Source organism: Marinobacter sp. CH_CUG1437-1 (genome assembly GCF_037029655.1).
Taxonomy (GTDB): Bacteria; Pseudomonadota; Gammaproteobacteria; order Pseudomonadales; family Oleiphilaceae; genus Marinobacter; species Marinobacter salsuginis.
Window position 1 is genome coordinate 303,372 of sequence record NZ_JAYMEW010000003.1, and the last position, 13,120, is coordinate 316,491.

General features: G+C 58.3%; 9 protein-coding genes. 3 read left to right on the forward strand and 6 right to left on the reverse strand.

Translation table 11 applies throughout. The annotated features are described in order from the left end of the window. Positions 1-288: 288 nt before the first annotated feature. The gene (paaY, locus tag WA411_RS10215; RefSeq protein ID WP_291906203.1) at positions 289-888 is read left to right on the forward strand and encodes a phenylacetic acid degradation protein PaaY; all 600 of its coding nucleotides are present in this window, start codon (positions 289-291) and stop codon (positions 886-888) included. 28 nt (positions 889-916) lie between these two features. Here the strand turns inward: paaY and WA411_RS10220 are convergent, their stop codons facing one another. Next, entirely contained in the window at positions 917-1,369 is a 453-nt protein-coding gene (locus tag WA411_RS10220) for an Lrp/AsnC ligand binding domain-containing protein (RefSeq protein ID WP_291906201.1), read from the reverse strand. Between the two features lie 159 nt (positions 1,370-1,528). On the opposite strand from WA411_RS10220, the gene WA411_RS10225 reads away from it, so the two are divergent. Further along, a complete protein-coding gene (locus WA411_RS10225; protein ID WP_291906199.1) occupies positions 1,529-5,023 on the forward strand; it encodes an NAD-glutamate dehydrogenase in 3,495 nt (1,164 codons plus the stop codon). A gap of 169 nt (positions 5,024-5,192) precedes the next feature. After that, entirely contained in the window at positions 5,193-8,822 is a 3,630-nt protein-coding gene (gene putA, locus WA411_RS10230) for a bifunctional proline dehydrogenase/L-glutamate gamma-semialdehyde dehydrogenase PutA (RefSeq protein ID WP_069182881.1), read from the forward strand. 32 nt (positions 8,823-8,854) lie between these two features. Here the strand turns inward: putA and WA411_RS10235 are convergent, their stop codons facing one another. The 5 genes from WA411_RS10235 to WA411_RS10255 are packed head-to-tail and all read right to left on the reverse strand — an operon-like array spanning position 8,855 to position 13,069. After that, positions 8,855-9,799 (reverse strand): biotin-dependent carboxyltransferase family protein, encoded by a 945-nt coding sequence (locus WA411_RS10235; protein ID WP_291906197.1) that lies wholly within the window; start codon positions 9,797-9,799, stop codon positions 8,855-8,857. Next, positions 9,789-10,481: a 5-oxoprolinase subunit PxpB gene (gene pxpB / locus WA411_RS10240; protein WP_291906195.1), complete on the reverse strand. Its 693-nt coding sequence runs from the start codon at positions 10,479-10,481 to the stop codon at positions 9,789-9,791. The genes WA411_RS10235 and pxpB overlap by 11 nt, the downstream gene beginning before the upstream one ends. Next, positions 10,478-11,212, reverse strand: coding sequence for a 5-oxoprolinase subunit PxpA (locus WA411_RS10245; RefSeq protein ID WP_291906193.1), 735 nt, complete (start codon positions 11,210-11,212; stop codon positions 10,478-10,480). Before WA411_RS10245 ends, pxpB begins: the two co-directional genes overlap by 4 nt. A 31-nt stretch (positions 11,213-11,243) precedes the next feature. Continuing rightward, positions 11,244-12,551, reverse strand: a complete 1,308-nt coding sequence (locus WA411_RS10250) for a TRAP transporter large permease (protein WP_069182885.1) — start codon at positions 12,549-12,551, stop codon at positions 11,244-11,246. Further along, positions 12,551-13,069, reverse strand: a complete 519-nt coding sequence (locus WA411_RS10255; RefSeq protein WP_136631435.1) for a TRAP transporter small permease — start codon at positions 13,067-13,069, stop codon at positions 12,551-12,553. The genes WA411_RS10250 and WA411_RS10255 overlap by 1 nt, the downstream gene beginning before the upstream one ends. Positions 13,070-13,120: the final 51 nt, after the last annotated feature.

Below are 13,120 nucleotides of genomic sequence, written 5' to 3' on the forward strand. Positions count from 1 at the left end.
ATTGATACTCGTCAAGGATTGTGCTGTCCATGTTTTGTATCACTTTAGTCCAGTGTGGCAGCGTGGAATTTCTATGTTGCTGAAAAGTCGATAAAAATTATCAAGATCTTTTGTGTTGGCCGGAGAATAGCGTTGAATCCTGCCCTGGAAACAGCTTGCAGGCTATGAAAAAGCTCCAGGAAAAGGATAATGTGATACAGAAAATGAATCACAATGACTTTTCGGGTCCCACGTTTTGCTCCGATGTATCCCGGAACGCTGCAGGGCCCTGCCAACCAGGAGATCGCTATGCCCAGCTACAGTATAGAAGGCGTTGTTCCCGTCGTTCACCCGTCTGCCTATGTGCATCCCACAGCCGTTCTGATTGGCGATGTGTGGATTGGCCCGGATTGTTACGTGGGCCCGGCGGCTTCACTGCGTGCGGATTTCGGTCGGATCGTTCTCAAGCAGGGATCCAATGTCCAGGATACCTGCGTGATGCATGCCTTCCCGGGCATGGACACGGTGGTCGAGAAGAATGGCCATGTCGGGCACGGGGCGATTCTCCACGGCTGCATTGTCGGCGAGGATGCCATGGTAGGAATGAATGCGGTGATAATGGACGAGGCCCATATTGCGCCGCGCTCTATCGTAGGCGCCTGCGCTTTCGTAAAGGCAAAGTTTACCTGCGAGCCAGGCTCACTGATCGTTGGTTCTCCAGCCAAAGTGATGCGGACGCTCAGCGACAAGGAGATTGCCTGGAAGAAGAAGGGCACCGAAGAATACCAGCGACTGACGCTTCGTTCCCTCGCCAGTCTGCAGGAAGTCCAGCCACTGGAGGAAGCCGAGCCCGACCGGGCCCGTGTGGACGCCAGCGGGTACAAGCCTAAATACGAGCAGTCTGAGTGACTGCCAGCGCCGGCGTCTGGGGAATCCTCTACAGGCCGGCGTCTTTCACGTTCTCCATCACCACAAATGTACTGGTCTGCAGCACATGGGGCAGGGCAGAGATTTCCTCCCCCAGAACCTGCCGGTACTCCTGCATGTTGCGGGTCCTGACTTTCAACAGGTAGTCGAAGTTGCCGGCAATCATGTGGCATTGCTCGACCGCCGAGACGTTTTGAACGGCCTTGTTGAACGCGGTAAGAGCGCTGCTGCTGGTGTCGTTCAGGGTAACCTGGGCAAAGGCGATGTGGCTGAGGCCGAGTTTGGTCTGATTCACCAGGGCTGTGTACCCGGTGATGTATCCGTGTTCTTCAAGCCGGCGCATCCGCACCTGGCACGGCGTTTTGGAGAGACCCACCCGAGAGGCAAGCTCGGTTACCGTGATTCGGGAGTTCTTCTGCAGCTCGCGAATAATGGATTGGTCTATTCGATCCAAATCGGCCATGTTGTCTGTCCCAGGTTGAATTAACGGCTAAATCATGTGGCAAATATAATCGAAACTCCTCTATTCCGAAACTATATGGTCCAAGTGACTTTCTGGGCTTGCGTATACTGGTAGTTCCATTAGTCCAGTAAGAACGTTGACCAAGTCCGGAGAGTTTCGATGACCGATTCCCGCGCATTACAAAAACAAACCCTGCTGGAACAGCTTGCCGATGTCCTCCAGAATCAGGCCGCCGACAACGACGACTCCCTCGAACTCCGGGAGCTTGTGGCCAGAATGGTCGAAGAGTCCCGATCCTGGGACGATGACTTGCATGGTGAACTGGTTCGGAGTTTCGGCGACTCGATTGGCGGGCGCTATGCCCAGGTTTTCAGCGGCGGTTTCCCTTCGGCTTACCGGGCAAGATTTCCGGTATCGGAAGCACTCGCTGATATCGAGCAGATCCAGTCCATCGCCGTGAGCACCGATGTCCCCATGCGCTTCTACCAGCCGCGGGACCCGGCCGAAACCGGATTCCACTTCAAACTCTACAGCGAAGGCCAGCCCGTTGTTCTTTCAGACGTGATCCCTATTCTGGAAAACTTGGGAATGCGTGTTCTGGGTGAGCACCCCTATCGGGTCCGTCGACGGGATGGCGAAACCTTTGGTGTCAGTGATTTTACCGTCGAGCTCCATGATCGGTGCCGTGCCGCCGATCTCGACACCGCCAGGCCATTGATCCAGTCGGCATTCCGGGAGATATGGAACGGCTTTGCTGAAAACGATGATTTCAACCAGTTGATCATGCTGTGCGGTCTCAGCTGGCGTGAAGTCGCGTTGATCAGGGCTTATGCCCGCTATATCAAGCAGATTCGGTTCGGTTTCAGTCAGCCCTTTATTGCAGAGACACTGGCCCGCAATCCGGAGATCACCTCGCGGCTTGTTGCATTCTTCTTCAGCCGTTTCGAGCCGGATATAAAAGGACGCAAGGGGAAGGTGGAGCGAATCGAAACTGAGCTTCGCGACGCCCTCGAGGCGGTGGCAAGCCTGGACGACGACCGAATTCTACGTCGCTTTTTTACCCTGATCCGGGCAACGCTCCGGACCAACTATTTTCAGGCCCGGGAGGACGGTGGGTTTCCGTCCTACCTGTCACTCAAGCTGGATCCGTCCTCCATCCCGGATATCCCGCGCCCCACCCCGAAATTCGAGATTTTTGTCTATTCGCCCCGTATTGAAGGCGTGCACCTGCGCTCCGGGCCGGTGGCAAGAGGCGGGCTCCGGTGGTCTGATCGCATAGAGGATTACCGCACGGAGATCCTTGGTCTGGTGAAAGCCCAGCAGGTGAAGAACTCGGTGATTGTGCCCGCCGGTGCCAAAGGTGGCTTTGTGGTGAAGCAGCCGCCACGGGACGGCTCACGGGAGGCTCTGCGGGAGGAAGGCGTTGCCTGCTATCAGACCTTCATCAGGGGGCTGCTCGACATCACGGACAACCTCGACAACGGCCAGGTGGTGCCGCCGAAAAATGTGGTTCGATACGACGGCGATGATACCTATCTGGTGGTCGCCGCCGACAAAGGTACGGCCACCTTTTCCGATATAGCCAACACATTGGCTGCCGAGTACCGCTTCTGGCTGGGCGATGCCTTTGCCTCCGGCGGCAGTGAGGGCTATGACCACAAGAAAATGGGTATTACCGCCCGGGGCGCCTGGGAGTCGGTGAAACGGCATTTCCTGGAAAAAGGCACGGACACCCAGGCGGATGAGTTCACCGTGGTCGGGATCGGTGACATGGGGGGCGACGTGTTTGGCAATGGCATGCTGCTCTCGGACCGGATTCGCCTGGTCGGTGCGTTCAACCACCAGCACATATTTATTGATCCGAATCCGGATGCCGCGGCATCGTTTCGTGAGCGACAGCGGCTTTTCGGCCTGCCAGGCCCCTCCTGGGCCGATTATGACACCGGGTTGATCAGTGACGGCGGTGGTGTTTTTTCGCGCTCCATGAAATCCATTCAGGTATCTGCTCAGATGCGCAAGGTGCTTGGTATCAAGGCCCGGACGCTGTCGCCAGCGGACCTGATCAGCGCTCTTCTGAAAGCGCCCGTAGACATGCTCTGGAATGGTGGCATTGGCACCTACGTGAAATCGCCCTCGGAGTCCCATGAGGATGTGGGTGACAAGACAAATGATGCTTTGCGCATCGACAGTACCGAACTGCGCTGCAAAGCCCTCGGGGAGGGCGGCAACCTGGGTGTTACCCAGAAGGCCAGGATTGACTTTGCCCGCCGCGGTGGCTCGGTCAACAGCGATTTTATCGATAATGCCGGTGGTGTTGACTGCTCGGACCACGAGGTAAATATCAAGATCCTGCTCAACGATCTGGTGCATCGGCAGTTGATGTCGCTTCCAGAGCGCAACCGGATGCTCAGGGCGATGACGCCGGAAGTGGCCGAGCTTGTTCTGCGTAACAATTACCGGCAGGCCATGGCGCTCAGCCTGGCGCAGAATCCGGCGGTTGCCACCGCTGACCAGTATGATCGCCTGATGCGCAGGCTTGAAGCCGAGGGCAAGCTGGACCGTGATCTTGAGTTTCTGCCCTCTGACGAGGAACTTCAGGCCCGCCGCGATCAGGGTGGTGGCCTGACCCGGCCGGAGCTGGCGGTGCTTGTTTCCTACGCGAAGATTGAACTGAAGCAGGCGCTGGTCGCGTCGCCCATCGTGCAAGACAAGCGTTTTAATTCGGCGCTGCATTCCGCCTTCCCCGCCTCCCTGCTGGCCGCCTTCCCGGAAGCGGTCGAGTCTCATCCTCTGCGGGCCGAGATCTCGGCCACGCAAATTGCCAACGATATGGTGAACCGGATGGGCATTACCTGGTTCGACCGTATTCGCAGTGCCACGGGGGCAGATGCCGGCCGGATCGCCGCGGCCTACCTGATCTCCCTGCGAATCCATGACGTAGACGCCCATTGGGAGGCCATGGAATCACTGGATGGAAATGTCAGTGCAGCCGTTCAGGCAGATCTTTTCGCCGATGCGGTTCGCCTGGTCACCCGCAGTACCAGCTGGCTGTTGCAGAACCGTCGGCAGGCGTTGGACCCGGTGTCCTGCATTGATCATTACCGGGCGCCGATGGCCGATGTTTTGGCTTCCAGGAGCCGTCTTGAATCGGTGATCCCTGCAAGTCGGTGGTTTGACCGCTATGCTGAATACTGTGAGCGGAAGGTTCCCGAGGACCTGGCGGCGTGGTGCGCATCCGCAGAAAGCCGCTACTGGTTGATGGACATGATCGAGATTGCCCGTCAGCTGGGGGAGGATCTGGAATCGGTGGCCTGGGTCTACTTCACGCTCGGCGAGAGTCTGAATCTGACCTGGCTTGACCGGCAGATGCGGGCGTTCCGGGCGAATGGCCACTGGCAGGTATTGGCGACCATTCATTTTCGGGATGAGCTGGACCACCAGCTGCGGAACCTGACGTTCAGCGTGTTCTCCGAGCCTGTCGAAGGCGAAGGAACGCCGGAACAACGCCTCGAGGCCTGGCGCAGAGACAAGCAGATGTTACTGGGCCGGTGGGAGCGGATGCTGAACGACATGCAGGCCGCTAATGATGTGGATTGCGCCGTTTTCTCGGTGGCGCATGGTGTCCTCAGAGAGCTGGCGATGAAAGCAGCTTAGGGAGCCAAGAGAGGCAAAATGCCCTAATTTTGAGGTTTTGGAAGAAAATTATTAAATTTTCATTATCTAAAAAAGCCTTAATGGGGTGCTTGTCCGAATTTTATAGAGAAATTGTCTTTGTTGATCTCGGTAGAATGCGGGAGAGACAAACAACTAAGAGGGTACAACTATGAGACCGCAGCAATCACAGACGCCCGAGCTTGTCGATAGCCGGCAGGCGATTCGTGATTATTATCTCGCTGACGAGCACAAGGTTATCCACGAGATGATTGCCGGTGCCCAGTTGTCCCAGGCCGAGCGCGATGCTATTTCCGCCCGTGCCGCTGAACTGGTACGCAGCGTTCGCAAGAATGCCAAGTCCACGATCATGGAAAAGTTTCTGGCAGAGTACGGCCTGACCACCAAGGAAGGCGTTGCCCTGATGTGTCTGGCCGAGGCGCTGCTGCGCGTGCCTGACAACACCACCATCCACGAACTGATCGAAGACAAGATCACCTCCGGTGCCTGGGGCACCCACGTGGGCAAGGCGTCCTCTGGGCTGATCAACACCGCCACCGTTGCCTTGTTGATGACCAGCAACCTCTTGAAAGATTCCGAGCGCAACACCGTTGGTGAAACCCTGCGCAAACTGCTAAAGCGCTTCGGTGAGCCCGTCATCCGTACTGTGGCCAATCAGGCGATGAAGGAAATGGGCCGCCAGTTCGTTCTGGGTCGCGATATCGATGAAGCCCAGGATGAGGCGAAGGAATACATGGAGAAGGGTTACACCTACTCCTACGACATGCTGGGCGAAGCTGCCCGCACCGATGATGATGCCAAGCGCTATTACGACGCGTATTCCACAGCCATCGACAGCATTGCCAAGGCAAGCAAAGGCGATGTCCGCAAGAATCCGGGTATCTCGGTCAAGCTCTCTGCGCTGCTCGCCCGCTATGAGTACGGGAATAAAGAGCGCGTCATGAACGAATTGCTCCCGCGGGCACGCACCCTCGTGAAGAAGGCCGCGGCCGCGAACATGGGCTTCAACATCGATGCCGAGGAGCAGGACCGGCTGGATCTGTCACTGGATGTCATCGAGGAACTGGTCGCCGATCCGGAGCTTGCCGGCTGGGATGGCTTTGGTGTGGTTGTCCAGGCTTACGGCAAGCGCTCATCGTTCGTGCTTGACTGGCTGTATGGGCTGGCCGAAAAGTACGATCGCAAGTTCATGGTGCGCCTGGTGAAAGGTGCCTACTGGGATGCCGAGATCAAGCGCGCCCAGGTCATGGGCCTCAACGGCTTCCCGGTGTTTACCCGCAAGGCCTGCAGTGACGTTTCGTACCTGTCCTGCGCCACCAAACTGCTGAATATGACGAACCGCATCTACCCGCAGTTCGCGACCCACAACGCCCACTCGGTATCGGCCATTCTGGAAATGGCCAAGATCAAGGGAGTCGACAACTACGAGTTCCAGCGCCTCCACGGTATGGGTGAGTCCCTGCACAACGAGGTTCTGAGGGTCAGTGGTGTGCCCTGTCGGATTTACGCGCCGGTTGGTCCCCACAAGGATCTGCTGGCGTACCTGGTGCGCCGTCTGCTGGAAAATGGTGCCAACAGTTCCTTCGTCAACCAGATTGTCGACAAGCGCATCACTCCGGAAGAGATTGCCAAGGATCCGATCGTCAGCGTTGAGGAAATGGGCAACAACATTTCCAGCAAGGCGATCGTGCATCCGTTCAAGTTGTTTGGCGATCAGCGTCGTAACTCCAAGGGCTGGGACATCACCGATCCGGTTACGGTCAACGAGATCGAGAAGGGCCGTGGTGCCTACAAGGACTATCGCTGGAAGGGCGGACCGGTAATCGCCGGTGAAGTAGCCGGCACCGAGGTGCAGGTGGTGCGCAACCCGGCCGATCCGGACGATCTGGTGGGCCACGTCACCCAGGCTTCCGATGCCGATGTGGATACCGCGATTACCTCAGCGGCTGCTGCGTTCGAGAGCTGGTCCGCCAAATCGGCTGAAGAGCGAGCGGCCTGCGTGCGTAAGGTGGGCGACCTTTACGAAGAGAATTACGCCGAGCTGTTTGCCCTCACTACCCGTGAAGCGGGCAAATCCCTGCTGGATGCGGTTGCTGAGATCCGTGAGGCGGTCGATTTCTCCCAGTACTACGCTAACGAAGCTATTCGCTATAAAGACAGCGGCGATGCCCGCGGCGTGATGTGTTGTATCTCGCCCTGGAACTTCCCGCTGGCGATCTTCACCGGCCAGATCCTGGCCAACCTCGCGGCGGGTAACACCGTGGTGGCGAAGCCGGCTGAGCAGACTTCCTTGCTGGCCATTCGCGCGGTGGAGCTGATGCATCAGGCGGGTATTCCAAAGGATGCTATCCAGCTGGTGCCGGGTACTGGCGCAACCGTAGGTGCGGCCCTGACCTCCGATTCGCGGGTGAGCGGCGTGTGCTTCACCGGTTCTACGGCTACCGCCCAGCGCATCAACAAAGTGATGACCGAGAATATGGCACCGGACGCGCCTCTGGTGGCAGAGACTGGCGGCCTGAATGCGATGATCGTGGATTCCACGGCATTACCTGAGCAGGTTGTCCGTGACGTGCTGGCGTCTTCGTTCCAGAGTGCCGGTCAGCGGTGTTCGGCCCTGCGCATGCTCTACGTGCAGAAAGACATTGCCGATGGTCTTCTGGAAATGCTCTACGGTGCCATGGAAGAGCTTGGCATCGGCGATCCCTGGTTGCTGTCCACGGACGTGGGCCCGGTGATCGACGAGAACGCCCGCAAGAAGATCGTCGACCATTGCGAGAAGTTCGAGCGCAACGGCAAGCTGTTGAAAAAGATGAAGGTACCCGAGAAAGGGCTGTTTGTTTCGCCGGCGGTTCTCAGTGTTAGCGGGATTGAAGAGCTGGAAGAGGAAATCTTCGGCCCGGTGCTGCATGTGGCCACGTTCGATGCGAAGAACATCGACAAGGTGGTGGACGATATCAACGCCAAGGGCTACGGCCTGACGTTTGGCATCCACAGCCGTGTTGATCGCCGCGTAGAGCGTATTACCAGCCGGATCAAGGTGGGCAACACCTACGTAAACCGCAACCAGATCGGTGCCATCGTGGGCTCCCAGCCATTCGGCGGTGAGGGTCTTTCAGGTACGGGACCCAAGGCCGGTGGTCCGCAGTACGTCCGTCGTTTCCTGAAAGGTAAAACGGTTGAGCGCGAAGCGGATTCCAGCGCGAAGAAGGTGGACGCCAAGCAGTTGCAGAAACTGATTGGCCAGCTCGACAAACTGAAGGCGTCCAGGCCGGAAGCTCGTATGGACGCTATCCGGCCCATCTTCGGCAATGTTCCAGAGCCGCTGGACGCTCATGTTGAGGCCCTGCCCGGGCCAACGGGTGAGACCAACCGGCTGTCCAACCATGCGCGTGGTGTCGTGCTGTGTCTGGGACCGGACAAGGAAACCGCGCTGGAGCAAGCCGGCACCGCGTTGTCACAGGGCAACAAGGTGGTGGTGATCGCACCGGGCACTCAGGATCTGGTCGATCAGGCGAACAAGGCCGGGCTGCCGATTGTGGGCGCCGAGGGGCTGTTGGAGCCGGACGCACTGGCATCCGTCGATGGCTTCGAGGCGGTGGTCAGCTGCGGCGAACAACCCCTGCTTAAAGCCTATCGCGAGGCACTGGCCAAGCGTGATGGCGCCTTGCTGCCGCTGATCACAGAGCACACCCTGGATCAGCGTTTCGTGATCGAACGCCACCTGTGTGTCGACACAACCGCAGCGGGCGGTAACGCCAGCCTGATTGCCGCCTCCGAATAAGCGGCGACAATCGGTGCCAAACGCGCCCGGCGTCAGGTAGTGCTGACGCCGGGCGCGCCTGTTTTGAGTCGCTGGTTAAACAGCATTCGGCGGCCTTCGGCCTCGGCAACGTCCGAGAGGAAAAAGCTGACCGATGATCCCGGGCCCCTCTGGGACAGAAGCCCCGCATCCAGTGCGCTCAGGCAGCCGATTTTCGGATAGCCGCCGATGGTTTGCCGATCTTTCATCAGAACAATTGGCTGGCCATCTTTCGGAACCTGAATGGCGCCATAGGCAATTCCCTCCGACACAATCCCGTCCAGATCCGAATGGATGGCATCGCCTTTCAGACGATAGCCCATGCGGTCGATGTTCTGGCTGATTTCGTATTCACACGAGAAAAATTTCATCCGTTGAACCGAGGGGAAGCTCTGATACTGATAGCCGGGAATCAGACCCAGGCGCAGGTGCTGTTGATAATCGGGAATTTCCGGCTCGAGAAGAAACGCCTCAACAAAGGGGGCATTTTGGTCGAACTCCAGCTTATCGCCCTTGGCCAGTTTCGCGCCTTTGCCATCGAGACCGCCCAGGCCCTCCCGGGCCACGGTAGCGCAACTGCCCAGTTTCATCGCGGGCCTGAACCCACCACTGACCGCCAGGTAGGCCCGCAGGCCGCTCACCGGCGCGCTAAAATCCAACCGGTCGCCTTTGCTGATGTGATGGGTGCGCCAGGGCGCAATGGCTCGATCGTTGATCCTGGCGCCCAGGTCGCCGCCGGTAATGGCAATGCAGGCATCATGGTTTGCCTTCAGGCTGAACCGGCCAAAAGTGATTTCGATCTGGGGGGCATTGAGATCGTTGTTCAGCAGGCGGTTTGCCCAGAAAAACGCGAACTCGTCCATGGGGCCGCCGGTGGTCACGCCCATATGTTGGTAGCCGTAGCGGCCAGCGTCCTGGACGAGGGCCAGCATTCCGGCTTCGAGGACGTCAAAGCTCATCGACCTTCCCTCCCAGCTCGAGAAATTCGTCCCGGCTGATGGCGCGAAAGCGCACCTGATCGCCGACCTGTACCAGCGCCAGGGAGTCGCTGTCCCAATCAACCATTTTCTGCGGTGTGCGGCCAATGATCTGCCAGCCACCGGGCGTGCAGCTCGGGTAGATTGCGGTTTGAGTGCCCGCGATGCCAACGCTGCCGGTAGGGACTTTCAATCGGGGCGTGGATTTCCGTGGAATGGCAATCCGTTCGTCGGTGCTTCCCAGATAGGCAAAGCCCGGAGCGAAGCCGATGGCGTAGACCTGATAAAGCTGTTCACTGTGAATGCGAACGACTTCGTCTCGTGACAGGCCGGCATGCTCGCAGACATCCTCAAGATCCAGACCCACTTCCGGATCATAGTAGACGGGAAGCTCGACAATACGGGCAGCACCCTCCCCGGTGGAGCCATGGTCGTCGGAGTCGATCGCTGAGCGCACCCTGCGGGCCATGGCAAACCGGTCTGCCTGCTCCAGATCCCAGGTCAGCAGGATCGACGTGTAAGACGGCACCAGGTCGATGATCAGGTCTGACATATCGCGCCGGAGCCGGTCGGTGGCCTGTTTCACCAGGCCGGCAGACTCCGCACCAATCTGGTCGCCAAAATAAACCATGCAGGTGTTTTCGTTGACCGACTCGATCCTCATAGCGCTTCCACAACCTGTCGCATGTGCCGTGCAGCGTCGACGGCATGGTAGCTGTCGCCGTGAATGCAGATGGTATCCGCTTTGATCGGAATGCGTTTGCCCGAAATCGAGGTGACCGTTCCGTCCTGGATAATCTGGGTAACCTGCGCCTCGATGGCTTCCGTGGTTTCGTGAACGGCACCGCGCACTGACCGTTTTACCAGTCGGCCCTCGTCGCTGTAGGCGCGATCAGAGAAAGCCTCGAACCAGACCTCGATACCGTACTCGTCTGCCCGGTCCTTGACCTGCCGCCAGTCCGGCGTCGCCATGACCACCAGGGGGCATTGTGGGGCATAGGAACGAACCGCCGACATCACCACGGACAGGGTGGTGTTATCGACCATCATCCGGTTATACAGCGCGCCATGGGGCTTCACATAGGAGATGGAGGTGCCGTGCACCTGGCAGATCCCGTTCAGCGCCGCCATCTGGTAAACCAGAATGGCCTTGAGCTCGTCCGGCCGGCAATCCATGTCCCGGCGACCGAACCCTAGCAGATCCGGGTAGCCGGGGTGGGCGCCAATGGTCACGTTCTGGGCCAGCGCCAGCTTCACCGTATGGTCCATGGTCAGCGGGTCGGATGCATGAAACCCGCAGGCAATACTGGCCATGTCAATGTAGGGCATGACTTCGGCATCCATACCCTTGGTCCAGGTGCCAAAGCTCTCGCCCATATCGCAGTTGAGTTTCATTGTGTACCTCCAAAAAACGTTGTTGCCCGCGTCATCCCTGGCTCATGGTCTGGGGCAGGTAAGTGACAATCTCCGGGAACCAGCCGATCAAAAACAGCGCGGCCATGATCAGCAGGAAGAACGGCAAGGCTGCCCGGGCCACATAGAGAATGTCCTTGCCGGTCAGGGCCTGGATGACGAACAGGTTGAAGCCCACTGGCGGCGTGATCTGTGCCATCTCTACCACCAGTACAATAAAGATCCCGAACCAGAGCAAATCAATGCCGGCCTGTTGAACCATCGGCATAACCACTGCGACAGTCAGGACCACGACTGAGATCCCATCAAGGAAGCAGCCGAGGAGAACGAACAGCACAGTCAGGCCTATCAGAAGTTCAAACGGTGAAAGGGACATGCTGCCGATCCAGGAGGCCAGTTCCCGTGGAATGCCCAGGAAGCCCATGGCCAGGGTCAGGAAGTGTGCACCGACGAGAATCAGGCCGATCATGCAGGAGCTTTTTACCGCGCCCAGCAGGCTGTCGCGGAAACTCTGAACGCTCAGAGAGCCGGTTGCGGCCGCGATGATAAGGGCGCCAAAAACGCCCAGGGCGGCTGCCTCGGTCGGGGTGGCGAAGCCGGTATAGATGGAACCCAGCACGAAAATGATCAGGCCAACGATCGGCAGCAACATCTTCAGCGCTTTGATCTTGACCGAGAACGCCAGGTTTTCCTTTTTGGTGGTCGGTAGTTCGTCTTTATTGAGCTTCGCCCAGATCATGGTGTAGCCCATAAACATGGCGACCAGCATCAGGCCGGGCAGGGCGCCGGCGATAAACAGGCGGCCAATGGAAACCTCTGCGGCCACGCCGTAAACGATCAGGATGATGGAGGGCGGAATCAACAGGCCAAGGGTACCGGAACCGGCCAGGGTGCCCACCGCCATCTTGTCACTGTAACCCTGTGCTTTCAGTTCCGGCAGGGTCATTCGACCAATGGTTGCAGCAGTGGCCGCGGATGAACCGGAAACCGCCGCGAAGATGCCACAACTCAGAATGTTCACATGAAGAAGTTTGCCGGGCAGCCCGCCCATCCAGGGGGCCAGACCCTTGAACAGATCCTCGGACAGTCGGGTACGGAACAGGACTTCGCCCATCCAGATAAACATGGGCAGAGCCGTCAGGGACCAACTGGTACTGGCGCCCCAGCTCGACGTTGCGAACAGCAGCCCGATCTGATCGTTGCCAGACAGCAACAGGCCCAGAACGCCGATGCCAACGAGTGTCAGGGACACCCAGACACCGACAGCGAGCATCAGAATCATCGACACCGCCAGGACAATGGAGAGAAACGCAATATCCATTACACTTCCTCCAGATTGAGTTCGTCTTCATGCTGCTGATAAGAGGGCGTTCGCTTGCGAAGGATACCCACCAGATCATCCAGGACGGCAATGTTGAGTGCCGTCATTCCGAGTGCCACCGGAACCTGCGGTATCCAGATGGGGATGGGGATATAGCCGTGGGACACCTCTTCAAAAACGTAGGATTCCCAGACCATGTGCCAGCAATAGAAGGTCATGTAGCAGGCGAGCCCGAAACCGAAAATCAGCACGATCAGCTCTTGAAAGAAGCGTGGCCGCCCGGACCATTTCTGGATCACCAGGGTTACCCGAATATGACCGCCGTTATGAAAGGTGTAGGCCAGACCGAAAAACGTGGATGCGGCGAGCGCCCAGCCGGACACGTCTTCCGCTGAGGGGATGATAAAACCGAACAGCCGACCGACGATCTGGGCCAGAATAATGACCATGATCAGTGCTATGCAGAAGCCAGCGGCATAGCCGGATGCCAGATAAAATTTCTTTCGAAGAGAGTTCATAACGGATGCCTCCCGGAACAGCCTCCCGAGCACTCGGGAGGCTTCCGTTGA